Source organism: Palleronia caenipelagi (genome assembly GCF_007004065.1).
GTDB lineage: Bacteria > Pseudomonadota > Alphaproteobacteria > Rhodobacterales > Rhodobacteraceae > Palleronia > Palleronia caenipelagi.
In genome coordinates, this window is record NZ_VFSV01000019.1 from 20426 (window position 1) to 42761 (window position 22336).

General features: G+C 63.4%; 22 protein-coding genes and 1 tRNA gene. 10 read left to right on the forward strand and 13 right to left on the reverse strand.

Translation table 11 applies throughout. The features are described from left to right. Positions 1 to 2 precede the first annotated feature (2 nt). Positions 3 to 587: an HNH endonuclease gene (locus tag FEV53_RS11615; protein ID WP_142834969.1), complete on the reverse strand. Its 585-nt coding sequence runs from the start codon at positions 585 to 587 to the stop codon at positions 3 to 5. 343 nt (positions 588 to 930) lie between these two features. Between FEV53_RS11615 and rpmF the strand changes: the two genes are divergently transcribed. The 7 genes from rpmF (at position 931) to FEV53_RS11650 (ending at position 5394) form a co-directional block, all read left to right on the forward strand. Then, positions 931 to 1137, forward strand: coding sequence for a 50S ribosomal protein L32 (gene rpmF, locus FEV53_RS11620; RefSeq protein ID WP_142834970.1), 207 nt, complete (start codon positions 931 to 933; stop codon positions 1135 to 1137). Between the two features lie 11 nt (positions 1138 to 1148). Continuing rightward, entirely contained in the window at positions 1149 to 2252 is a 1104-nt protein-coding gene (plsX, locus tag FEV53_RS11625) for a phosphate acyltransferase PlsX (RefSeq protein ID WP_142834971.1), read from the forward strand. Beyond that, positions 2249 to 3223, forward strand: a complete 975-nt coding sequence (locus FEV53_RS11630) for a beta-ketoacyl-ACP synthase III (protein ID WP_142834972.1) — start codon at positions 2249 to 2251, stop codon at positions 3221 to 3223. The genes plsX and FEV53_RS11630 overlap by 4 nt, the downstream gene beginning before the upstream one ends. Positions 3224 to 3312: 89 nt before the next feature. After that, entirely contained in the window at positions 3313 to 3612 is a 300-nt protein-coding gene (gene ihfA / locus FEV53_RS11635) for an integration host factor subunit alpha (protein WP_185962176.1), read from the forward strand. After that, positions 3613 to 4131, forward strand: coding sequence for a MerR family transcriptional regulator (locus FEV53_RS11640; RefSeq protein ID WP_142834973.1), 519 nt, complete (start codon positions 3613 to 3615; stop codon positions 4129 to 4131). It abuts the gene before it with no gap. A 78-nt stretch (positions 4132 to 4209) separates the two neighbouring features. Next, positions 4210 to 4286 (forward strand) — tRNA-Pro (locus FEV53_RS11645). A 34-nt stretch (positions 4287 to 4320) separates the two neighbouring features. After that, positions 4321 to 5394 carry a 2'-deoxycytidine 5'-triphosphate deaminase gene (locus tag FEV53_RS11650; RefSeq protein ID WP_142834974.1) on the forward strand — a complete coding sequence of 358 codons (1074 nt, stop codon included), beginning with the start codon at positions 4321 to 4323 and terminating at the stop codon, positions 5392 to 5394. A 4-nt stretch (positions 5395 to 5398) separates the two neighbouring features. Here FEV53_RS11650 and FEV53_RS11655 read toward each other — a convergent pair whose 3' ends face one another. From FEV53_RS11655 to FEV53_RS11690, 8 genes are all read right to left on the reverse strand, one after another. Continuing rightward, positions 5399 to 6499, reverse strand: coding sequence for an MraY family glycosyltransferase (locus tag FEV53_RS11655; RefSeq protein WP_185962177.1), 1101 nt, complete (start codon positions 6497 to 6499; stop codon positions 5399 to 5401). Positions 6500 to 6727: 228 nt separating this feature from the next. Further along, positions 6728 to 6949 (reverse strand): hypothetical protein, encoded by a 222-nt coding sequence (locus FEV53_RS11660; RefSeq protein ID WP_246100794.1) that lies wholly within the window; start codon positions 6947 to 6949, stop codon positions 6728 to 6730. Continuing rightward, positions 6946 to 7614, reverse strand: a complete 669-nt coding sequence (gene scpB / locus FEV53_RS11665) for an SMC-Scp complex subunit ScpB (protein WP_142834976.1) — start codon at positions 7612 to 7614, stop codon at positions 6946 to 6948. Before scpB ends, FEV53_RS11660 begins: the two co-directional genes overlap by 4 nt. Then, a complete protein-coding gene (locus FEV53_RS11670; protein WP_246100795.1) occupies positions 7607 to 8401 on the reverse strand; it encodes a segregation and condensation protein A in 795 nt (264 codons plus the stop codon). The genes scpB and FEV53_RS11670 overlap by 8 nt, the downstream gene beginning before the upstream one ends. Then, complete coding sequence (locus tag FEV53_RS11675) at positions 8379 to 9362, reverse strand: glycoside hydrolase family 3 N-terminal domain-containing protein (RefSeq protein ID WP_142834977.1); 984 nt, start codon at positions 9360 to 9362, stop codon at positions 8379 to 8381. The genes FEV53_RS11670 and FEV53_RS11675 overlap by 23 nt, the downstream gene beginning before the upstream one ends. Continuing rightward, positions 9359 to 10336, reverse strand: coding sequence for an SPOR domain-containing protein (locus tag FEV53_RS11680; protein WP_142834978.1), 978 nt, complete (start codon positions 10334 to 10336; stop codon positions 9359 to 9361). The genes FEV53_RS11675 and FEV53_RS11680 overlap by 4 nt, the downstream gene beginning before the upstream one ends. Positions 10337 to 10417: 81 nt before the next feature. Next, positions 10418 to 12136: an arginine--tRNA ligase gene (gene argS, locus FEV53_RS11685; protein WP_142834979.1), complete on the reverse strand. Its 1719-nt coding sequence runs from the start codon at positions 12134 to 12136 to the stop codon at positions 10418 to 10420. A 47-nt stretch (positions 12137 to 12183) separates the two neighbouring features. Further along, the gene (locus FEV53_RS11690) at positions 12184 to 14040 is read right to left on the reverse strand and encodes a cation:proton antiporter (protein ID WP_142834980.1); all 1857 of its coding nucleotides are present in this window, start codon (positions 14038 to 14040) and stop codon (positions 12184 to 12186) included. A gap of 152 nt (positions 14041 to 14192) precedes the next feature. On the opposite strand from FEV53_RS11690, the gene FEV53_RS11695 reads away from it, so the two are divergent. Then, positions 14193 to 14876 carry a M48 family metallopeptidase gene (locus FEV53_RS11695; RefSeq protein ID WP_142834981.1) on the forward strand — a complete coding sequence of 228 codons (684 nt, stop codon included), beginning with the start codon at positions 14193 to 14195 and terminating at the stop codon, positions 14874 to 14876. Here the strand turns inward: FEV53_RS11695 and FEV53_RS11700 are convergent. Together FEV53_RS11700 and FEV53_RS11705 are read right to left on the reverse strand one after the other, a co-directional pair. After that, positions 14867 to 15415 carry an RSP_2648 family PIN domain-containing protein gene (locus tag FEV53_RS11700; RefSeq protein ID WP_142834982.1) on the reverse strand — a complete coding sequence of 183 codons (549 nt, stop codon included), beginning with the start codon at positions 15413 to 15415 and terminating at the stop codon, positions 14867 to 14869. The genes FEV53_RS11695 and FEV53_RS11700 overlap by 10 nt on opposite strands. Then, the gene (locus FEV53_RS11705; RefSeq protein WP_142834983.1) at positions 15412 to 16605 is read right to left on the reverse strand and encodes an RSP_2647 family RNA methyltransferase; all 1194 of its coding nucleotides are present in this window, start codon (positions 16603 to 16605) and stop codon (positions 15412 to 15414) included. Before FEV53_RS11705 ends, FEV53_RS11700 begins: the two co-directional genes overlap by 4 nt. 106 nt (positions 16606 to 16711) lie before the next feature. On the opposite strand from FEV53_RS11705, the gene edd reads away from it, so the two are divergent. Together edd and eda are read left to right on the forward strand one after the other, a co-directional pair. Continuing rightward, entirely contained in the window at positions 16712 to 18517 is a 1806-nt protein-coding gene (gene edd / locus FEV53_RS11710; RefSeq protein WP_142834984.1) for a phosphogluconate dehydratase, read from the forward strand. Positions 18518 to 18541: 24 nt separating this feature from the next. Beyond that, positions 18542 to 19183, forward strand: a complete 642-nt coding sequence (gene eda / locus FEV53_RS11715; protein WP_142834985.1) for a bifunctional 4-hydroxy-2-oxoglutarate aldolase/2-dehydro-3-deoxy-phosphogluconate aldolase — start codon at positions 18542 to 18544, stop codon at positions 19181 to 19183. Between the two features lie 95 nt (positions 19184 to 19278). Here eda and FEV53_RS11720 read toward each other — a convergent pair whose 3' ends face one another. Both FEV53_RS11720 and FEV53_RS11725 read right to left on the reverse strand, forming a co-directional pair. Further along, positions 19279 to 19551, reverse strand: coding sequence for a hypothetical protein (locus FEV53_RS11720; RefSeq protein WP_142834986.1), 273 nt, complete (start codon positions 19549 to 19551; stop codon positions 19279 to 19281). Beyond that, a complete protein-coding gene (locus FEV53_RS11725; RefSeq protein ID WP_142834987.1) occupies positions 19541 to 22309 on the reverse strand; it encodes a bifunctional [glutamate--ammonia ligase]-adenylyl-L-tyrosine phosphorylase/[glutamate--ammonia-ligase] adenylyltransferase in 2769 nt (922 codons plus the stop codon). Before FEV53_RS11725 ends, FEV53_RS11720 begins: the two co-directional genes overlap by 11 nt. Positions 22310 to 22336 lie beyond the last annotated feature (27 nt).

Below are 22336 nucleotides of genomic sequence, written 5' to 3' on the forward strand. Positions count from 1 at the left end.
GATTAATCCTCAAGTTCCGCATCCCAATAGAGGTAGTCGCGCCACGTTGCGTGGAGGTGGTTGGGTGGGAACTTCCGGCCCATGTTTTTCAACTCTTCGGCTCCGGGGCGCCGGGGCGGGCGTCGCAGGGACAGGCCCGACTGACGCAAAGACCGCGATCCCTTGGACAGATTGCAGGGAGAGCAGGCCGCCACGACGTTTTCCCAGCTTGTCCGCCCGCCCCTCGCGCGAGGTACCACGTGGTCAAAGGTCAGATCCCCTTTGGAGCCACAATACTGACACCGGAATTCGTCTCTTAAAAAAAGATTGAAGCGCGTGAAGGCCACGCGCTTCTGGGGTTTCACATAATCTTTGAGCACGACCACAGACGGTATCCGGATCTCCGTCGATGGGCTGTGCACGACCGCATCGTATTCTGCGACGATGCTGACCCTGTCGAGAAACACCGCCTTGATCGCATCCTGCCAGGGCCACAGAGAGAGAGGGTAATAAGAGAGTGGTCGATAATCCGCGTTCAAAACCAGCGCAGGATGATGCCTTACCCCACTTCGATCCCTGACAAAGGCCTTGCGAAACTCGATATCCATTATCCTAACCTGCCCGTCCATGCAGTTTGACAGGGGACCACGCCGGTCTCTGGCCCCGCGTCTCGTCTCACTATATAGCGGCGCGGCAGCCCCGCAAGACTATAAGTTGTGACACCTCTGTAAACACACTCAAGGCCTGTGCCTATCCATTTCAGAACGACTGCTCTACTGCCGTCATTTTTTTGCTACTGCCGATGCTTTTGTCAGCTAACCCACCATATTGGGGCGACACAGCTCTTGAAACCGTCCTGTGATGGGCGTAAGGCGCGTGCTCAACTGATTATTCGGGGCACCGCCCCATCCACCCAGGGGGATCTGCCCCCAGCGAGACGAAGGACCTGGCATGGCTGTCCCTCAGAATAAAGTCACCAAGTCGCGCCGCAATAAGCGCCGCGCCCACGATGCCCTCGTTCCGGGCAATCCCTCGGAATGCCCCAATTGTGGCGAGCTGAAGCGTCCGCACCACGTGTGCGGCGCTTGCGGTCACTACGCTGAGCGCGAAGTGATTGCGCAGGCTGACGAGATCGACCTCGACGACGACGCGGCCTGAGGCGCACGTCCATGGCAGAGGCCGTGACAAAAGATGATAACGGGGCCGGCCAAAGCGCCGGCCCTATTGTCTTGTCAGTGGATGCTATGGGTGGAGACCGCGGCCCCGAAGCCGTGGTGGCGGGTCTTGCCAAAGCTGCTGGAAAGAATCCGTCACTGCGGTTTGTTCTTCACGGCCAGGAGGACGTGCTCAGCAAGCTCGTCCGCAAACGCAAAATCAGCCATATCACCGAGATCCGGCATTGCCCGGATGTCGTGACAATGAATGACAAGCCCTCGCATGTGCTCCGCAATGGCCAGGGCAGCTCGATGTGGTCTTGCATCGAATCGGTCAAAGCAGGTGAGGCGAGCGCGGCCGTCAGTTGCGGCAACACCGGCGCTTTGATGCTGCTGTCGATGATCCGGCTCAAGCGGATCGAGGGGGTTCATCGTCCCGCCATCGCCTGCCTCTGGCCCTCCCTCAGCCCGTCCGGGTTCAACGTTGTGCTCGACGTGGGCGCCGACGTGAAAGCTGAACCCCGCGATTTACTCCATTACGCGCTCATGGGGTGCTCCTATGCCCGCAATGGGCAGGAAATCAGCCGCCCGCGGATCGGATTGCTGAATAACGGCACCGAAGAGCATAAGGGCCGGGCTGAAATGAAAGAGGCCCACGACCTGATCTCAGCAGCCGCGAAGCAAGCTGATTTCGAGTTTGTCGGCTTCGTCGAAGGCGTGGATATCTCAAGCGATCGGGTTGATGTCGTCGTAACCGATGGTTTCACCGGGAACGTTGCGCTGAAAACGGCCGAGGGCACGGCGAATATCATCAAGCATTTGCTGAAAGAGGCGTTCAAATTCTCTCCGCTCAGCCGGATCGCGGCACTCTTGGCCTATACCTCGATGAAGCGTCTGCAAAAGCGCATCGACCCCCGCAGGGTCAATGGCGGAGTTTTTCTGGGCCTGACCGGCACCGTCATTAAGAGCCATGGATCCGCCGATGCGACGGGGGTTGCCGCTGCCGTTCATCTGGCCGAAAAGCTTGCTCAGAAAGATTTTAACAACCGTCTTGCATCCCGGCTCGCCGATGCGACGGCTTTGTTGGAAGCTGATGCGAACGGGGATGCTGAAACATGACAATGACACGCGCGGTGGTCAGAGGTGTGGGGCACTACCTGCCCGAGCGTGTCATGGAAAACAGCGAGTTCGAGAGCTTTCTCGAGACCTCGGACGATTGGATACGGTCCCGTTCCGGCATTGAGCGGCGGCACATCGCCGCCGAAGGTGAAGCAACGTCGGATCTTGCAGCGAACGCCGCCCGGAATGCGCTCGCGATGGCTCGCCTTGACGCCTCAGACCTGGACGCGATCATCGTCGCCACATCGACCCCCGACCTTACCTTTCCATCAGCCGCGACCATGGTGCAGCATAAGATCGGTATGACCGGGGGGTTTGCATTTGATGTACAGGCGGTCTGCGCGGGATTCGTCTTTGCCATGGCCAATGCCAATGCCCTGATCATTTCGGGACAGGCAAAACGCGTGCTGGTGATTGGCGCAGAGACCTTTAGCCGAATCCTCGACTGGACGGACCGGACGACCTGCGTCCTGTTTGGCGACGGCGCCGGGGCGGTGATTCTCGAAGCTGTGGAGAGCACAGGCGACAAGACGGATCGCGGCATTCTGGCCACCGATCTGAACTCTGACGGCTCCCAGCGGGAGATCCTCTACGTGGATGGCGGCGTCACAACCGGGACCACGGGCCATCTCCGTATGGAAGGGCGTGAAGTGTTTCGACATGCGGTGGAAAAACTTGCCTCGACCGCCCACACCGCCCTCGGCAAAGCTGGCCTCGACGATTCGGATGTGGACTGGATCGTGCCCCATCAAGCCAATTTGCGCATCATCACCGCCACCGCCCGCAAAATGGGATTGCCGATGGAGAATGTGGTTCTGACGGTTCAGGACCATGGCAACACGTCCGCCGCGTCGATCCCGCTGGCACTGTCGGTGGGATATGAACGCGGACAGATCAAAGAAGGCGACCTGCTGGTGACCGAAGCGATCGGCGGTGGATTGGCTTGGGGCTCCGTCGTTCTCCGTTGGTAATTTTTCGCCTAAAAGGCGTCTTCGAGCGGCGAAATGTTTGACACGCAGATACCGTTCTCGCAGTGTTTGTTATGTTTTTGGGGGATCGAATGAGCAAGACGCTGACACGACTAGATTTAGCCGAGGCGGTCCACCGGGAAGTTGGCCTCAGCCGCAACGACTCTGCCGCTCTGGTTGAATCGGTACTGGGGTACATCTCCGATGCGCTGGTCGAAGGAGAGACGGTGAAACTCTCGTCCTTTGGAACCTTCTCCGTCCGCAGCAAATCGGCACGGGTTGGTCGAAATCCGAAAACCGGTGAAGAGGTTCCGATCGAACCGCGCCGGGTGCTGAGTTTTCGCCCATCCCATCTGATGCGCGACAGCGTTGCGCAAGGCAATCGGCGCTAGATGACAAAGTCCGCCGAGGCTTTCCGGACGATCAGTGAGGTCGCCGAGTGGCTCGGCACACCCACACATGTGCTGCGGTTCTGGGAAACCCGGTTCTCCCAGATCAAACCTGCCAAGCGCGCGGGGGGCCGGCGCTATTACCGTCCTGCTGATATGCAGCTCATCGGCGGGATCAAGAAACTCCTCCACGAGGACGGGCTCACCATCAAAGGTGTGCAAAAGATCCTCCGGGAGAAAGGTGTGGGCCACGTCATTGCACTTGCCCCGCCGCTCCCGGGTCAGGCCGCACAGGACGCAGAACATCAGGCCCCAGTCCACGGACACGATGACCTGCCGTCTCTGCCACAGGTCTCCTCGCCCGTCTCAATTCCCTCGCTCGACACTGTGGTGGTTCCGCCGAGCCGGATTGCACCGCTGCTGATGATTGATTCTGCCTCACGACGCACAGCACGGGACCGGATCGCCCTCATTGCAGACCGCGCGGCGGCGCTTGTGGAGCGGATGGATGGGCACCTCTGAATTCTCTTTCATCTCTGGCAAAAATTCGGCCTGCCCCCCCTTGCGACCCCCAGCCGTTTCGCTAAAAGAGCCCTCAGTCGGGCTATGGCGCAGCCTGGTAGCGCGTCCGTCTGGGGGACGGAAGGTCGCAGGTTCAAGTCCTGCTAGCCCGACCATTAGCTACCTTTATCGCCAAAATTGAAGGTCTCAATGACCGGTGTTCTTCCTTCACAATCCATAAACGACCTGCTCGCTCAGGGCGTGATCCGCTGTGATGCGCAGCCACTCGAGGGTCAGGTACAACCCGCCTCGATGGACCTGCGCTTGGGAACCCGCGCCTACCGGGTGCGTGCATCGTTTCTGCCCGGTCCCGAGCGCAGCGTGCAGGAGTGTCTCGCGGATCTCTCGATGCATGAGATGGATCTGACCCCCGGCGCGATTCTGGAAAAGGGTTGCGTCTATCTCGTCCCGTTGATGGAACATCTCGCCCTGCCTGATGGATTGCGGGCCGTGGCCAATGCCAAAAGCTCTACGGGCCGCCTCGATCTACTGACCCGTCTTGTGACCGATAGCGGCACTGAATTTGACCGTGTGCCGGACGCCTATGACGGGCCTCTCTACGCCGAAATCTGCCCACGCTCCTTTTCCGTGCTGGTCCGCCCCGGGATGCGCCTTAACCAGATTCGCTTTCGGAGAGGCAATGCTTTGCTCGATGATGCGGCTCTGGCAGAGCTGCACGCAGCTGAGGGGCTGGTCGACGGTCCCGCGATGATCGATGGCGGGCTTGCGTTTTCAGTGGATCTGAAGCCCACAGACAGCACCCTCGTCGGTTATCGGGCGAAACCCCATGCAGGCGTGATCGACCTCGACCGCATCGGCGCATATGCGATCAATGATTTCTGGCAGGAGCTGCATTCCGAGGCCGGACGTATCATTCTCGATCCCGGCGCCTTCTACATCCTCGTAAGCCGCGAAGCAGTCACGATCCCTCCTGATTACGCAGCCGAAATGGCGCCGTACCTTGCGCTGGTCGGTGAATTCCGCGTCCATTATGCAGGATTTTTCGATCCGGGTTTCGGTCATGCCGAGGCCGGGGGTGCCGGTGCCCGGGGTGTTTTGGAGGTCCGCTGCCACGAGGCGCCCTTCGTCCTCGAACACGGTCAGGTGGTGGGCCGATTGCTCTACGAACGGATGGAAGGCCGGCCCCAAGCGCTCTACGGCGCGGGATTGTCATCGAATTATCAGGGACAGGGCCTGAAGCTCGCCAAGCAGTTCCGAATGTAGAAGCTCACTCGGCCGCGACAGCGCTGCCACGGGCGATCGACAGCCGCCGACGGCGCAGGGCGGTCTTGCGGATCTTCTCAACGCCTTTCAGATAGCTCCACACAAAGACAATGCCCAGAACCACGATCAGGGCCATCGAGACGAGCGGCGCGTTCCAGAACAGCACCCCAAGCACGACCGGAAACACCACGAGCGGTAACAGGATCACCGTCGTCAGCGGATTCGACAGCTCGCGGCGCCGTTCTCCGAACCAGCCGAGCTCAAGCCCCCGCATGACGATCTGATGGACATGCATCCGATCTGCCCTCGTCGTGGACATGGCCTTGGTGCGCCGCCGATACATCGCCAGAAAAGTGTCCGCTACGGGCCAGAAGAACAGTAGCCCCACCGAGACACCCGCAACCTCGGGCGACCGCAGCGCGATCACGATGCCAACCCAGGACAGGATATGCCCGATGGTGTAAGCGCCCGCATCGCCGAGAAAGATCCTCCCAAGCGGGAAGTTGAACACCAGAAAGCCCAAAAGCGCAGGAACCAGTCCCAGCGCCACCTGCACCATCAGCGGGTCACCGGCCTGATACGCAATCCCCGCCAACCCGAGTGCGACGGCAACGGCCGTGGTGCCGGCAAAACCGTTCACCCCGTCGATCAGATTGAACGCGTGACAAACCCCGGAGGTCCAGATCGCCGTCCATACCAGCGCCAGCGGCAAGAACCCCAGAGCCCAGTCGAGGCCAGGCAGCCCGGTGTCAGTGATCCACCAACCGCAAAGCGCCATCACCGTGCATGACGAAACAAACGCCCAGATCAGCCGCAGCGTCGGGGACACTTCCCAGCCCAAATCCTCAGCCAGACCAGCGAGAAAGGTCGGCAGCAGGCTCACAGAAAACAGGGTAGTAGCGGGCCGCACCTCTTCAGGCGCGAAAACCACCAGCGCCAGAGCCATAGAGGCCACCACACCGATGCCGCCGATGCGGAGCGTTGGACGTGAATGGGCTGCCTGCACAGCTTTGTGATCGTCCCCGCGTCCAGAACGTGCGAGCACATGCCGCTTGCCCAGCAGGAGAAACCCGCAGATCATGAACGACACCATGAATAGAGTCATGTATGCGTGCAGCATCGCATTCCCGACAATCAGGGGTTTGGAAAACCAAACCATCAGTTAATTGCATTAACAGTTTTTCGTTTTTATTCAACTGCGCAGCCGAACTATAGCACAAGCTTGAGCAAAGTTGCGCCGGATTTTAATGATTTCAGCGCCCGGAATGTCAATCGAGATAGATCCAACAAAAATAGCACAGTGGCCTCCCGGCGCCGAGCCCAAGGCAGGCGGTCAGAACTTGCCCGCGCGCCGCCCCGCCCGCATCGCTTTGCGCGCCCGCTTCCCTTGCTGGTTCGCCACCTGAGCCTGCTGGCGCTCTTCGGGGGTCATGTCTTCAGGGCGTTTGCCGGACGCCATTCGAGACACCTGGTTGATTCCCGCGTTCACGCCCCGACGCATCAACTGCCGCATGATCATTCGGGTCGCCATGTTGATAATCTGATTCATGTTCATGGGTCTTCCTCCGCGTCGGTTCCTTTGAACATATCGGATTGATCGGCCTCTTTGTCACCCCCCTCGCCCGAGGAGGTGTCCAAAGGACGCGACTGCAGGAGGCCAGCAGCCCGCAGCTCTTTGAGTCCCGGCAGGTCGCGCGCATTCTCCAATCCGAAATGATCGAGGAATTCCTGCGTGACCACGAAGGTCACCGGTCGTCCAGGCGTCATCCGCCGCCGACCCACCCGGATCCACTCCAGTTCCAGAAGTTGATCGAGCGTTCCCCGACCGACCGCGACGCCCCTGATCTCCTCGATCTCCGCCCGGGTGCAGGGCTGGTGATAGGCGATGATGGCCAACGTTTCGATGGCCGCGCGGCTGAGCTTGCGGGTCTCGGTGCTCTCACGGCTCATAAGATAGCCAAGATCGGGCGCCGTGCGGATCGCCCATGCTTCACCCACGGGAACCACCCTGACACCGCGGCCCTCGTAGCGCTGTCTGAGGCGCACCACTGCCAGCGCGCCGTCGGCGCCATGGGGCATTCGCGCGTTCATCTCCGCCACCGACACCGGCGCCACTGAGGCAAACAGGATCGCCTCGACCATTCGCTCCTGCTCGGGCAGGGATGGAGCATCGAAGAGCGGCGGCTCTTTGTTCTGGTCATCCTCGGGGTGGTCAGTCATCGCGGCGCTTAATCTCGATGGGGGCGAAGGTCTCTCCCTGACGGATCAGGATCTTGCCCGCCTTTACCAGCTCCAGCGAGGCGGCGAAATGGCTGGCTGTGGCAGATCTCCGACGCGCCGGGTCGCTGTCCCACCCTTCGGGCATATAGCTTGCCAGATCAGTCCAGCTCCCGGCAAAGCCGATGAGGCCTCGCATGCGCTCCAGCGCTTCCTCCATGGTCATGACCCGGTCGCGGTCCATGACAAAGGGACGAAATTCATCGCGGGTGCGGATCCGCGCATAGGCCTGCATCAGATCCATCAGGCTGGCCGTATAGGTCACCTTGCGAACCCGTTCGAGCCGCTCCGGAACGCCCCGAACAAAGAAATCGCGACCTTTCTGGTCCCGCGCCATGAGCCGCGCGGCCACGTCGCGCATGGCTTCGAGCCGTTCCAGCTGAAACGCCAGTTGTGCGGCGAGTTCCTCGCCTGAGGGGCCATCTTCGGTGGGATCAGGTGGCAGCAGGAGACGGGATTTCAGGTAGGCCAGCCAAGCCGCCATCACGAGATAATCCGCCGCGAGCTCGATCCGAAACGCCCGCGCCTTTTCAACAAATTCCAGATATTGCCGCGCCAGCGCGAGGATCGAGATGTGCCGCAGGTCCACCTTCTGGCTTCGCGCGAGCGTCAGGAGCAGGTCGAGCGGACCTTCGAATCCCTCCACATCCACGATCAGGGTCTCTGCGGCGATGCGCTGCGCCACCTCCGCCGAGACAGTTGGCCCCTCAGCCATAGCGCGCGAGCTCATCCTCAAGCGCTCCGATCTCGACGGGTTCAACCCGATCGCGCAGCGCAAGAGCGGCCTCGGCGCGCTCTACTACTTCCGTCGGCAGAGGCGTTATCTCGCACATTGTCGCCTCCATTTCACGCATATCTCCGTGGCAATGCAGAACGAGATCGCATCCGGCAGAGAGGGCCACACGCGACCGCTCGGGCACAGTACCGCCCAACGCTTCCATGAAAATGTCATCGGTCATCAACAGGCCCTTGAAACCGATCTCTTCGCGGATCAACCGGATCATGGTCGGGTCCACCGTCGCCGGCGCATCACTCAGCGCATGATATGCGACATGGGCTGTCATCGCCATGGGAAGATCGGCCAACGCCCGGAAGGGTTCAAAATCATCCGTCAGCTCGACCCGGCTTGCGGCGACATGAGGGAGATTCTTGTGGCTGTCCGCACGCGCACGTCCATGGCCGGGAATGTGTTTGAGCACGGGCAGAACACCCCCCGCCAATAGCCCGTCCGCAGTCGCGCGCGCACCCATGATGACAGTCTCGACGGTCTCGCCCAGACAGCGGTTGCGCAAAAACGGATGCGTCTCGGGCCGGGCCAGATCGGCCGTTGGCGCGCAGTTCACGTCGATACCCACCGACCGCAACTCCTCAGCCTGGAGCCGCGCCCTAAGCCACATGACCCTTTCGGCATCGGCACCGGCAGCGCGCATGTGGTCCAGGGGCGGCAGCCACTCCCGCCAATGGGGAGCGGTCAGCCGTTGAACACGTCCGCCTTCCTGATCGACGAGAACCGGAGCATTCCGCCCCACGGCCGCCCGCAGCTCGGATGTGAGGGCGCGCAGTTGATCCGGTGTCTCAACATTGCGCGCGAAGACAATGAAACCAAACGGATTTGCGTTGGCAAAGAATGCGGCCTCATCCGCGCTGAGCCGGGGTCCGGCGCAGCCAAAGATGATGGCCGCAGGGCTCACTGCACCGCCACCGGAATGCAGTCATTGCCCTTCGAGGTCAAAGCCGAACAAAAGCGTCGGGAATCCGCCAGATCGTCAAACCCCGCGACGCGCAGGCGGTAATAGGTCTTTCCGCCCGACGTCGTGCGCTGCATGGCAAGCTGCTTGCCCGCGAAGAAATCCGGGTATTTCGACGAAATCCGCTGCCACTCGCTGCGGACAATCTCGGGGCTGGCATAGGCACCTAGCTGAACAAGTCGGGTGCCGGAGGAGAGGCTGGCAATGTCCACCTCACCGGAAGTCGCAGCAGCAACCGGTTCAGGGGTTGCGACGGCCACCGCCGCAGCTGGCGCTGATGCCGTCTGACGCAGTCGCGCTGGGCGCGGCGAAGGTCGCTGAACAGAGCCGGTGACAGCGCCCGTTTCTTCCGCAGGTGCGTCGTCGATGAACGTGAGGTCGGATGACAGGGCCTCAGCGACGGCCCGGTCAGTGGCGAGCGCATCCTCGGGAATATCTTCGACAATCTCGCTGAACAGAGTCGTGCCCTGCCCGGCCTCGGGAGCCTCTTCGGCCAGCGCGGGATCGTCGACTGACATGCTGGCGTTTTCGCCTGCCTTTTGCGCTTGCTCGACCACCTCGCCCCATGGCGCGTCCTCAGGGTCCAGAATGCCGTCCTCGGGGGCCAGACGAACCTCATTCGCAGCCTCGCTCGCAGAGCCAACCGCGGCAATCTCATTGACCTGCAAGCCCTGATGGGGCGCGGTCATCCCGCCCGGATCCTCTGGCGCGTTGCGGAACTGGCCGTCCAGCGCTTCGATCACCGGAATGCCGGTGACGTCTCGGACCAGCAATTTGTAGCCCCATATCCCCATACCAGCGATGAGCGCCATGGACATGGCAGCACCGGCGAGGTTCACCAGCTTCCGCGTGTGGCCATCTTCTCCGTCGGAAAAGGGCGCCTCGGGGCCGAAATCGTCATATGTGTAATTCGCCATAACCACCTCGAAAGACGCCGTTTTACCGCCGCCTTTCGCCTCTGCTCTGCCTCAACACCGCCCAGGTCCGACGCTGTTGGGTCAGCGCATCTCTTCGACCGGGGTTACGCCAAGAATACCAAGACCTGCAGAAATCACAACGGAAACCGCTTGCGGCAAGAGGATCTTCGCCGCCGTCGACCCAGCATCGCCCTCCTGCCAGAATCTCAGCTCGGGCCGATCGTTGCCCCGGTTCCACAAGGCGTGGAAGCTCTGGGCCAGGTCGTAGAGGTAAAACGCGATCCGGTGCGGCTCATGGGTTCGGGCGGCGATCTCCACGACGCGCGGCCATTCGGCGAGCGCGCGGACAACGTCGATCTCGGCCGCGTCGGTCAGCACGGGAGAGGCGGCGGTGATACCCGCAGCCTCCGCCTTGCGCAGCACCGAGCGGCACCGGGCATGGGCGTACTGGACATAATAGACCGGATTGTCCTTCGACTGCTCGATCGCCTTGGCGAAGTCGAAATCCAGCGGCGCATCGTTCTTCCGCGTCAGCATGACAAAGCGGGTCACGTCTGCGCCCACTTCCTCGACCACGTCACGCAGGGTGACGAAGGTGCCCGCCCGCTTCGACATCTTGAAGGGCTCGCCGTTCTTGTAGAGCTTCACCAGTTGGCAGAGTTTCACATCCAGCGGCACACGTTCATCCGACAGCGCGGCTACGGCGGCCTTCATCCGCTTGACGTAGCCCCCATGGTCGGCCCCGAGCACGTCGATGAGCTGGTCATACCCCCGCTCAATCTTGTCCCAGTGATACGCGATGTCGGGCGCGAAATACGTCCAGGCGCCATCCGATTTCTGCACGGGCCGGTCCACGTCATCGCCATAGGCGGTGGAGCGGAACAAGGTCTGCTCACGCGGCTCCCAGTCCTCTGGCAGCTTCCCCTTGGGCGGTTCCAGCGTGCCGCGATAGATCAGGTCCTTACCGTCCAGCTCGGCCAAAGCCCCCTCGATCCGCCCGGTCCCGTAGAGCGATTTTTCGGAGAAAAACCGGTCCATGGTCACACCAAGCGCGGCCAGATCGCCGCGGATCATCTCCATCATGGCCTCGGTCGCGAATTCCCGCACATCGGCGAGCCAAAACTGCTCGCCCTTGTCGAGATAGGTATCGCCAACCTTTTCCTTCAGGGCTTCGCCGACGCCGATCAGGTAGTCGCCCGGATAGGTCCCCTCGGGAAACTCGACCTCCTGCCCATGGGCTTGAAGATACCGCAGATAAACGGAGCGCGCGAGCACATCGACCTGCGCGCCCCCATCGTTGATGTAGTATTCCCGCGTCACCTCATATCCGGCATAGGACAAGAGGCTTGCCAGCGCGTCACCAAACACGGCGCCCCGCGTATGACCCACATGCATGGGTCCGGTGGGGTTGGCGGAGACAAACTCAACGTTCACCTTTCCGCCCTGCCCCATGTCGGAGCGCCCATATTCGGGTGTCGTTACAATGGTCTGGACGAGGTCTGCCCAGATCGACGGGTCCAGTCGCAGGTTCAGAAAGCCGGGCCCGGCGACGGTGGCGCTCTCGACCTCAGCCAGCAAGCCGAGCCGCTCAGCGAGCGCCTCGGCGATGTCACGCGGTTTCATCTTTGCCGGTTTGGCCAGCACCATGGCCGCGTTGGTTGCCATATCTCCGTGGGCCGCGTCGCGGGGGGGCTCGACCGCCACATTGGCAAAGTCGAGCCCGTCCGGCAGTACGCCATCGGAGATCATCTGGGACAGGGCGTCGAGCACCCGGGACCGCATCTGGGCAAAGAGGTTCATATCAGGGCCTGAATTCGTGGAACCCGCCCCTCCTAGCCCTCGCGGTCCTAGGCGTCAACGTTGCCCGGCTGGCCTCCGTTTTTTGCGCCGTTCCGGCCACCCTGACCTTCGGGCACCATGGCCAGCACCCGCGTGCCTTTGCCGCTGGGAACGCCGTCGTCATCCTCGACCGGGTGGATCTCTCCATCCTCATCGAGATAGCCCATCAGCACCGCATCAGGACGATCCTGGCGCCAGGCTTCCATGGTGTATTCCTCGCCAATATTGGTGATGCGGAAGGTCCAGCCCTTCCAGATCAGCTTGTTCAGCTTGGAATAGGTGGCATCCGGCATAACCTCCTGACCGCCGATGGTCGGAGGCAGGTTCTTGCGGCGCGTGTCGCTGACGTCGCGCGCCACCTGGAACACGTGCTCCCGACCGAATTCCGGCGCCATCTCACCCGCCACAAGCGTGTTGTAGGCATCGTTATCGGTCGCGGCGACCACGATTTTATAGGCATTCATGTCAAGGGTCAGCTCGGCTTCTTCCGACAGAATATCGCCATAGAAGGTCTCGATCCCCGCATCCCGCGCCTTGCGCAGGTGCGCGCGGTTGTCGTCGGCGATAAGCACCGGGATTTCCGCCTTCTTCAGCGTCTCGGCCAGGGACGTGGTCCAGTCGGAGCCGCCCACGAGGATAACACCGGGGCGCCGCGCAGCGGTCACGCCGAGATACCTGGCGACAGGTGCGAGGGTGAAGCCATGGATCACAACCGTCGCCGCCACGAGCACGAAGGCCAGCGGGTTCAGCAGGTTGCCATCCTCGACCCCTGCGTCCATCAGCGCCGAAGCAAAAAGTCCCGCGACCGATATCAGCACCACCCCACGAGGGCCGGTGGTGGCCACGAGGATCTTCTCGTTCTTCGGAATGTCCGTGCCCATCAGCGACAGAAGCACCGTCAGCGGACGCACCAGCAGGACCACGACAATAATAAAGAACGCCGCGCGCCAGCTCAGGTTGCCCAACGCAGAGACATCGAGACCGGCGGCCAGCAGAATGAACACGCCCGAAACGAGGAGAAGTGTCGCGTGCTCCTTGAACCGGCGCAGCTCGGCGAAGGACGGGAGGTCTGCATTGGCGATCACCATGCCCATGACGGTCACGGCCAGCAGGCCCGATTCGTGCAGGATCTTGTTGGAGATGGCAAAGCAGCCCAGCACCAGGACGAACAGCACCGGCACCTTCATGTATTCCGGCACCTTGCCGCGGCTGAACGCCCACGCGACCAGCGCCCCCGCCGCGATGCCGAGGACCAGCGCCGCGATAATACCGATCACCAGATGTGTCGCCGCCGCAGCCACGCCCTCAGACGTGTGGACGACGTACACGACCTGCATGGCCAGAACCGCCGCCAGCGCACCGAACGGGTCGTTCACGATCGCTTCCCATTGCAGCAAGGCAGATGGACGCTTCGACAGGCGGGCGGTGCGCAGAAGCGGCGCGATGACGGTGGGGCCGGTGACAATCATGAGACCGCCGAACACGGCCGAGGTTTCCCAGCTCAGGCCCGCCGCGTAATGGAGCGCGAGAGTTGACAGAAGCCAGCCCAACGGCGCGCCGACATAGACCAGCCGCTTGACTCCGGTCGCCGCATCCCGCAGCGAGTGGAAGTTCAGCGTCAGCCCGCCCTCGAACAGAATGATCGCCACCGCGATGGAGATCATCGGCTTGTAGAACGGTCCGATATCGCGTGCCGGGTCGAAGATCCCCAAAACGGGGCCAACGATCACGCCGGCGACGAGCATCAAAACGATGGCAGGCATCCTGAGCCGCCAAGCCAACCATTGCGCACCGACGCCGAGTACACCCACCAGCGCCACGGCAGAGATCGGGTCGAGGCCGCCCGATACAGATTCTGTCGCCATAAATATCTGTCCCCTATGTTACGTTGACCGGCACGACTCTCGCCCCCGCCAATGGGAGAAACATCCCCCGCGTCAAAAGTTCCCCTTTTTTGGAGACAAAAGAGCTCATTATAGCGCTTGCGCACAAATGCAGCACACCCCATTTCTCACATATGCTGAAGTTCTCGCCGATCCTCCTCGCCATCCTCTACGCGCTGGTGATGTATGTCTTTTCCAGTTGGCGGACGATCCGTGAACTGGACGCCCGCTCGGCAGAACTGGCCGATGCGGGGCTCAAGGAGATGACAGATCGCATGGCGGCCGCTCTCGATTTGCCGAGGGTCAAGGTCCATCTCTATGACATCCCGCAGGTCAATGGCCTCGCGGCACCGGACGGTCGGATCTTTATCACCCGGGGGTTTTACGAGCGCTACCGCAGCGGCGAGGTCAGTGCCGAAGAGATGGCCTCGGTCATCGCCCATGAGTTGGGCCATGTGGCGCTGGGACATTCGCGGCGGCGGATGATCGACTTTTCCGGCCAGAATGCCCTGCGTACGGCCATGGCGATGGTGCTCGGACGGTTTCTGCCGGGCGTGGGCGTGCTGATCGCCAACAGTCTGGCGGCCCTGCTGGCCGCGCGTCTGTCGCGGGGGGATGAATATGAGGCCGATGCTTATGCCTCGGCCCTGCTGATCAAATCCGGGATCGGCACGGCGGCGCAAAAGTCCTTGTTTCACAAACTGGAGCATCTGACCGGGGGTCCGGGCGGCACGCCGGCATGGCTTCTGTCGCACCCTAAAACCGCCGAGCGGATCGCCGCCATCGAGGCCAATGAGCGAAAATGGCTTCAGTCCTGAGGCCTAAGCGACTTTCCCAGTTTCGGCAGCCGCGCGCGTTTGAGCAGGCCGCGCAGCGGGATTTCTTCGCCTGACAGTCGCTCCGCGGTGGCATGGACCCGGGCTACGACCTCCGCAATCGCGGGCCGATGCCCCGGCATCAGCCGTCCCAAAAGCTGATCGGGGTCGAGCCGCTCGATCCCTTCCTCAGTGAGTGTGCGGCGGGGAAAGTCCTTTGCATTGAAGGTGCAAAGTACGTCGGCGCCCCCGACAATTGCCCCGGCCAGAACATGCACGTCGTTAGCGTCTGGCAACCAGAGCCGCGCCAGATCCCGCTCGCGCGGCTGCACTTCGGCACCGGGCCACTGGCTGCGCAGCAAAGCGATCTCGCCCCGCGCCACCGCCTCGCCTTCAGGTCCCAACCGGGCCGCTGCCCCGGCCCATTCTTCCAGCACGCGGGGGCTGAATTGCGGCTGAAACGCCCCTGCCCCGGCCACACCCATCAGGATTTCGCGCAGGACCGTCGGGTAAAGCACGCAGGCGTCGAGAAAGACCTTCACAGGCGGAACACGACCATCTTCAGATAGCCGGTCTCGGCGAGTTGCGGCAACACCGGATGGTCGGGTCCGGCCGCGCCGGTATGCACGATCGGTCCACGACGGCCGGCCCTGCCAATCCCGCGCGCGGATGCGTTGCGAAAGGCGGTCAGGTCGGCCGCATGGGAGCAGGAGCAGAGCGCCAGATAGCCGCCGGGCGCGACCAGCGGCGCCGAGAGCCGCGCGATCCGCTCATAGGCGCGCAGCCCCGCGTCCCGCGCATTTTTCGACGGGGCAAAGGCGGGCGGATCGCAGATCACCACGTCGAACTGCGCGCCCTCGGATCCCAACGCTTCCAGCGTCGCAAAAGCGTCGCCCTGCCGTGTTGTGAACCGGTCGCCAAAGCCGCTCGCCTCCGCGCCCGCCTGCGCCAGATCGAGCGCCGCGCGAGAGCCATCCACGCCCATCGCCTCCGCCGCACCCCCCGCCAGAGCCGCGAGGGCAAAACCGCCCACATGGGAGAACACGTCGAGCACGCGGGATCCCGGCGCAAGCCGCGCCATCCAGCCATGATTTTCCCGTTGATCGAAATAGAGCCCGGTTTTCTGCCCACCGGTCAGATCCGCCATGTAGGTCGCGCCGTTCATCTGAACCGGCACCGGACCCTCAACCCCGCCCCGCAGAACGGCATCCGCGTCGTCAAGCCCTTCGAGCCCGCGCGCCCGCCCGCTGGCATTCTTTACCACCGTCTGAACCCCGGTCTCCGCGACCAGCGCCTCGACCAGCGGCTCCAGCAGAAGGTCAGCCCAGGCAGCGTTGGGCTGGATCACGGCAGCCTCGCCAAAGCGGTCGATCACCACCCCCGGCAAACCATCCGCCTCCGCATGAACCAGCCGGTAGAAGGGCTGATCGTAGAGCCGCTCCCTGTGCGCCAGCGCCGCACCGATCCGCGCCCGAAACCAGTCCACACCGATCTCCGCCTCAGCGTTCCGATCCAGCATCCGGGCGATAATCTTCGACTCCGGGTTCACGGCGACGAGCCCCATGGGCCGCCGCTCTGCGTCCTCGAGCACCGCCAGGCTGCCCGGCGCGAGAGCCCGGGTGCGGCGGTCGGTCACGACTTCGTTGGCGTAAACCCAGGGGAAGCCGTGGCGGATCGCCTGCGGTTTCGCTTTGGGCATCAGACGAATGGTGGGGCGCTGAGTCTCGGTCATGGACCGCCGATAGGCCGAAACCGCGCCTGAGAAAAGCGAAACCCCCTCTGGTATCGCTAACAGTAACATGCTAGGTGGCCCGCGAACGAAGTTAACGAGAGTCGTCATGCCCCTGCAGGACAGTATCGCCCGCGTCACCGACCGTATTGCCGAACGCTCCAAATCCACCCGCCAGACCTATCTCGACCGGATGCAACAGGCCGCCGAGGAAGGTCCCCGCCGCGCGCATCTCACCTGTGGCAATCAGGCCCACGCCTATGCCGCCATGGGCGACCAGCAGAACGATCTGGCCACCGGCCGGATGCCGAATATCGGGATCGTGACCGCCTATAACGACATGCTGTCGGCCCATCAGCCCTATGAACGCTTTCCGTCACTGATCAAGGACGCCGCGCGCGCCGCCGGGGCCACCGCGCAGGTCGCCGGGGGTGTGCCCGCTATGTGCGACGGCGTCACCCAAGGGCAGGTCGGCATGGAGCTGTCGCTCTTCTCCCGAGACGTGATCGCTCTGGCCACCGGGATCGCGCTCAGCCACAACACCTTTGACGCCGCCGTTTATCTCGGTGTGTGCGACAAGATCGTTCCCGGCCTCGTCATGGCGGCTGCCACCTTTGGCTACATCCCGGCGATCTTCCTGCCTGCGGGTCCCATGACCAGCGGCCTGCCCAATGACGAGAAAGCCAAGGTGCGCCAGCAGTTTGCCACCGGCGAAGTGGGCCGGGACAAGCTGATGGAGGCCGAGATGGCCTCCTATCACGGCCCGGGCACCTGCACCTTCTATGGCACCGCAAACTCGAACCAGATGCTGATGGAGTTCATGGGCCTGCACCTGCCGGGCAGCTCTTTTGTGAACCCGAACACGCCGCTCCGCGATGCCCTGACCGTCGCGGGCGCCACCCGCGCCACCGAGATCACCGCGCTGGGCAACGACTACCGCCCCGCCGCGCAGGTGCTCGACGAAAAGGCCTTTGTGAACGGCATCGTGGGGCTGATGGCCACGGGCGGCTCAACCAACCTGATCCTGCACCTGCCCGCCATGGCCCGCGCCGCCGGAATCCTGCTGGAACTCGAGGATTTCGCCGAGATTTCCGCCGCCACGCCGATGATGGCCAAGGTCTACCCGAACGGCCTCGCCGACGTAAACCACTTCCACGCTGCGGGCGGTCTGACCTACATGATCGGTGAGCTCCTTGATGCAGGCCTTCTGCATGCCGACAGCACCACCGTTATGGGCGACGGTCTCAAAGATTATGTTAAGGAACCCAAGCTCAAGGGCGATGGCGTGATCTGGGAAACCGCCCCCCGCGAGACCCAGAACGACAAGATCCTCCGCCCTGCCACCGATCCGTTCCAGAAGACCGGCGGTCTGGCCAATCTGACCGGCAATCTCGGTCAGGCGGTGATGAAGGTCTCTGCGGTCAAAGAAGACTATCACGTCATCGAAGCCCCCTGCCGCATTTTTGAGGATCAGGAAAGCGTCAAAGCCGCCTTCAAGGCGGGTGAGTTTACCTCGGATACGGTCGTCGTGGTCCGCTTTCAGGGACCGTCCGCCAACGGCATGCCTGAGCTGCACTCCCTGACCCCAACGCTGGCCGTGCTACAGGATCGTGGCCTGCGCGTGGCCCTCGTTACCGATGGCCGCATGTCCGGTGCCAGCGGCAAAGTCCCCGCCGCCATCCACCTCGCCCCCGAAGCCGCCCATGGCGGCCCGATCGCCAAACTTCAGGACGGTGACGTGATCCGCGTGGATGCTAAAGCTGGCACGGTCGATGCGGTCGGTGTCGATCTTGCCACCCGCGAGGCCGTGACCCGCGATCTCAGCGGCAACGGCCACGGCATCGGGCGCGAACTTTTCGCCGCTTTCCGCCAGAATGTGGGCACCGCCGATACCGGCGCCGCCGTCGTCGTCTGACCCCAGAATACCGGAGCAACATCCATGACGCCCCAAGAAGCCAGTCAGAAATCCGAGGCCATCTGTCGCCTCGCCCCCGTCGTGCCCGTCCTCGTCGTCCATGACGCCGCCCACGCCCAGCCTCTGGCACAAGCATTGGTGGACGGAGGCCTGCCCGCCCTCGAAGTCACCCTGCGCACGCCCGCTGCTCTCGACGTCATCGCCGAGATGGCAAAGGTCGAAGGTGGCACCGTGGGCGCCGGCACCCTCCTCACTCCCGAGGATGTGCAGCGCGCCGTCGATGCGGGGGCCAAATTCGGCGTTTCCCCCGGCGCCACCGATCGCCTGCTCGATGCCTGCGAAGAGGCCGGACTGCCGCTCCTGCCCGGTGCTGCTACCTCCACCGAGGCCATGCGGCTTCTGGAACGCGGCTACACGGTGCAGAAATTCTTTCCCGCCGAAGCCAATGGCGGCGCGAAGGCGCTGAAGGCCATCGGCGCCCCTCTGCCTCAGATCCGCTTCTGCCCCACGGGTGGCGTGAGCCTCGCCAACGCGCCGGATTATCTCGGCCTGTCCAATACCCTCTGCGTCGGCGGCTCCTGGGTCGCCCCCTCGGACAAGGTCCAGACCGGCGACTGGGACGGCATCACCGCACTGGCCCGCGAGGCCGCCGCGCTTCCGCGCTGACACCGGCCTTCGGGGGGACCCACCCCCTCTTTGTGTTCACAAACAGCCAAAATCGACCGGCCCGCCCCACAGCGCGCCGGTCTTTTTGTTCCGTCTCAGCCATCCCCGCGCCGGGCCCGGCCTCCTCCGCGCCTTCTCGGCGCTTCGGCACGACCCATACCCTCACGCAAGACCTTCAGCATGGGATGATCCATGTGCTCATCCGAGTAGCGGGCAAGCAGAAGCTCAATCGCCTCATTGGCGGAGACATCAGCGCCCAGTGACAGCGCCCAGTCGAGAAAGACAGACCGGCATTCCGCCTCGCTGATTCCATCGATCCGGAACGCTTCAAAAATCAACCCTTTGGGATCCGCGGTATCACCCTTCATCTTGCAACATCTCCAAAATCACCTGCGCCGCATCCGCGCGGATCTCCGTCAACCGCGCCTGCAGAGCCTCCAGAGTCTCCGACTGGCCTTCGCGCAAGAGCACCGCCGCACCTGCCGCGCCAATCCGCTCCGGGTCCAGCGCGCCCTCCGACAGTAACCGCATGGCCACCTGAATGGCGCGCAGATCCCGGTGGCTGGCCGCCAGCCCCGCAGCCTGCTGTTTGCCGATCAAACCGGCCTCAGCCGCAGCCTCGATCTGCGGCACCGGTGCCTGGGCCTCTGCCCCCGCCATGAGGCCAAGCATCGCCGCCACCAGCTCGATGGCCGCAAGCCCGCCGGGGCCATCCTTGACGTTCCAGCCGCTGCCGGGCTTGGCGCCGGCCAGCCTGTCCAGCATCTCGCGCGTGTCTTGTCGCAGCTTCGCGTGGTCCTGATCGGAGGCGATCACCTCCCGGCAAATCCCTAGAACGCGATCACAAAGCGGCTCCGGCCCGGCAATGGGCCGCGCGCGGGTCAGGGCCTGATGCTCCCAGGTCCAGGCCTCTTCGCGCTGGTAGCTCGCAAAGCCTGTCAGCGCCGTCGCCACAGGCCCTTGCTTGCCCGAGGGGCGGAGCCGCATATCCACTTCGTAGAGTCGCCCCGCCCCTGTGGGCGCGCTCAGAGCGGTGACGAGGGCTTTGGTCAGGCGGGCATAATAGGTCCGCGCGGGCAAGGGCCGCTTGCCCACGGACTCCTCCAGACCGTCCGCATCATAGATGACGATCACGTCCAGATCCGAATGGGTGGTCAGCGATCCGGCCCCCAGCGCCCCCATCCCCAGCACCATCGCCCCCTCGCCCGGAGGCGGGCCATGGCGGGTGGAGAATTCCGCGATCACGGCGGGCCAGACCGCGCGCACCACCGCTTCGGCGAGGTCCGCATATTGCGCACCCGCCTGCCGCCCATCGGTCAGGCCACGCAGCAGATGCACACCCACCCGGAAATGCCAGTCGCGCTGCCATTTCCGCGCCGCATCGAGCTGCCGCTCGTAGTCGCCTGCCTTGGCCAGGACATCCGAGAGCTCCGCCTCCAGCGCGGCACATCCCGGCCAGTCATCAAAGAACGCGCCCCCGATCACCGCATCCAGCACGGCGGCGTTGCGGCTAAGATACGTGGCGAGGTCCTCGCTCGTGGCCGAGATATCGGCGATGAGCGACAACAGCCCCGGATTTGCCTCGAAGAGCGAGAAGAGCTGCACCCCCGCAGGCAGGCCTCGGATGAAGCCGTCGAAATGCAACATCGCCTTGTCCGGCTCGGGCGAGGCCAGAAGCGCGGCGAGCAGCTCGGGCAGGATCCGTTTGAAGATCTCCCGCGCGCGGGTCGAGCGCAGTGCGGGCACCGCGCGCCAGCCATCGACGATCTCCTGCTGACTCTGGCTCAGCTCCGGTCCCTCAGGACGCGGGGCCTTGGGCTTAAAGAACGGTTCCGTCAGCGCCGACACACGGTCGAGCCGCTCGGCAATCTCGGCCATCAGATCTGCCTCGTCCCGGTCGCAGAAATCTGCCAGCCGGGCAAATCCTGCCGGGTCGTCTGGCAGCGCGTGGGTCTGGCGGTCGGCGATCATCTGCAAGCGGTGCTCGATGGTCCGGTGCGCCCGGTAGTCGTCGGTCAGCTGCCGGGCCACATCCGCCTCGACCCAGCCCGCATCCGCGAGCCGCGCGAGCCCCTCAACGGTGCCCCGCACCCGCAAGCTCTCATCCCGCCCCCCGGCGATGATCTGCCGGGTCTGGGTAAAAAACTCGATCTCGCGGATGCCGCCGCGCCCGAGTTTCATATCGTGGCCAGGCAGATCAGCTTTGCCCGTCAACCCTTTGTGCTCACGTATTTTCTGCCGGATATCATGGGCGTCCTCGATAGCGGCGAAATCCAGATGCCGCCGCCAGACGAAGGGGCGCAGGGTCTCCAGATACCGCGCTCCCGCCTCCGCATCCCCGGCGCAGACCCGCGCCTTGATATGGGCGGCGCGTTCCCAGGACCGTCCGAGGCTCTCGTAATAGCGCTCGGCGGCCTCCATGCCCAGACAGACCGGCGTCACCGAGGGGTTGGGCCGCAGGCGCAGATCGGTACGGAACACGTAGCCACCCTCGCGCGTCTCGGACAAAAGCGCCATGGCCCGACGGGTCGCTTTGACGAAGGACGACCGCGCCTCCATCACGTCAGATGCCTCAAAATACCCTTCGTCAAAGAGGCAGATCAGGTCGATATCGGAGGAGTAGTTCAGCTCGAATGCGCCCATCTTGCCCATGGCCAGCGCGAACATGCCGCCCGCCACGGGATCACCCTCGCGGCCCGGCAGCCGACCCCGCCGGATCTCGGCGCCGACCTCGCGCACCAGCGCGACGTGAGTGGCCTTATCAGCCAGCCGGGTGAGTGCGCCAGTCACGTCCTCCAGCGGCCAGACCCCGCCGCAGTCGCAAAGGGCCGAGAGCAGCGCGACCCGGCATTTCGCCTGCCGGAGCGATCCTGCGAGCTGGTCATCTTCGGCATCGAGACGCCCCAGCTCGGCCTCCAACGCGACCTCAGGCGGCTGATCCGCGATTTCCGCAAGCCAATCCGCCTCCCGCGCCATCAGGTCGCGCAGATAGGGACTGCACCCGGAGACGCCGGTACACAGGTCGCGCAAGCGCGCAGGCAGGTCCGCGAGCAGCGCCTGCGTCTCGGCGGCGCGCTCGGGTTCATGGGGGCGGGGACAGGCGGTGATGCGGTCAGACAGGCTCATGATCTGACCATCGCCGAGTGCGCGCCA

What these genes read in the sequence shown, in the direction of transcription:
- FEV53_RS11720 (WP_142834986.1), bottom strand. Translation starts at nt 19,551, where the DNA reads ATGAAGGGTGATACCGCGGATCCCAAAGGGTTGATTTTTGAAGCGTTC.
- eda (WP_142834985.1), top strand. Translation starts at nt 18,542, where the DNA reads ATGACGCCCCAAGAAGCCAGTCAGAAATCCGAGGCCATCTGTCGCCTC.
- rpmF (WP_142834970.1), top strand. Translation starts at nt 931, where the DNA reads ATGGCTGTCCCTCAGAATAAAGTCACCAAGTCGCGCCGCAATAAGCGC.
- FEV53_RS11630 (WP_142834972.1), top strand. Translation starts at nt 2,249, where the DNA reads ATGACAATGACACGCGCGGTGGTCAGAGGTGTGGGGCACTACCTGCCC.
- FEV53_RS11670 (WP_246100795.1), bottom strand. Translation starts at nt 8,401, where the DNA reads ATGAGCTCGCGCGCTATGGCTGAGGGGCCAACTGTCTCGGCGGAGGTG.
- FEV53_RS11650 (WP_142834974.1), top strand. Translation starts at nt 4,321, where the DNA reads ATGACCGGTGTTCTTCCTTCACAATCCATAAACGACCTGCTCGCTCAG.
- FEV53_RS11705 (WP_142834983.1), bottom strand. Translation starts at nt 16,605, where the DNA reads ATGACCGAGACTCAGCGCCCCACCATTCGTCTGATGCCCAAAGCGAAA.
- FEV53_RS11640 (WP_142834973.1), top strand. Translation starts at nt 3,613, where the DNA reads ATGACAAAGTCCGCCGAGGCTTTCCGGACGATCAGTGAGGTCGCCGAG.
- FEV53_RS11660 (WP_246100794.1), bottom strand. Translation starts at nt 6,949, where the DNA reads ATGAACATGAATCAGATTATCAACATGGCGACCCGAATGATCATGCGG.
- edd (WP_142834984.1), top strand. Translation starts at nt 16,712, where the DNA reads ATGCCCCTGCAGGACAGTATCGCCCGCGTCACCGACCGTATTGCCGAA.
- ihfA (WP_185962176.1), top strand. Translation starts at nt 3,313, where the DNA reads ATGAGCAAGACGCTGACACGACTAGATTTAGCCGAGGCGGTCCACCGG.
- FEV53_RS11695 (WP_142834981.1), top strand. Translation starts at nt 14,193, where the DNA reads ATGCTGAAGTTCTCGCCGATCCTCCTCGCCATCCTCTACGCGCTGGTG.
- argS (WP_142834979.1), bottom strand. Translation starts at nt 12,136, where the DNA reads ATGAACCTCTTTGCCCAGATGCGGTCCCGGGTGCTCGACGCCCTGTCC.
- FEV53_RS11690 (WP_142834980.1), bottom strand. Translation starts at nt 14,040, where the DNA reads ATGGCGACAGAATCTGTATCGGGCGGCCTCGACCCGATCTCTGCCGTG.
- FEV53_RS11680 (WP_142834978.1), bottom strand. Translation starts at nt 10,336, where the DNA reads ATGGCGAATTACACATATGACGATTTCGGCCCCGAGGCGCCCTTTTCC.
- scpB (WP_142834976.1), bottom strand. Translation starts at nt 7,614, where the DNA reads ATGACTGACCACCCCGAGGATGACCAGAACAAAGAGCCGCCGCTCTTC.
- FEV53_RS11725 (WP_142834987.1), bottom strand. Translation starts at nt 22,309, where the DNA reads ATGAGCCTGTCTGACCGCATCACCGCCTGTCCCCGCCCCCATGAACCC.
- FEV53_RS11615 (WP_142834969.1), bottom strand. Translation starts at nt 587, where the DNA reads ATGGATATCGAGTTTCGCAAGGCCTTTGTCAGGGATCGAAGTGGGGTA.
- FEV53_RS11655 (WP_185962177.1), bottom strand. Translation starts at nt 6,499, where the DNA reads ATGACTCTATTCATGGTGTCGTTCATGATCTGCGGGTTTCTCCTGCTG.
- plsX (WP_142834971.1), top strand. Translation starts at nt 1,149, where the DNA reads ATGGCAGAGGCCGTGACAAAAGATGATAACGGGGCCGGCCAAAGCGCC.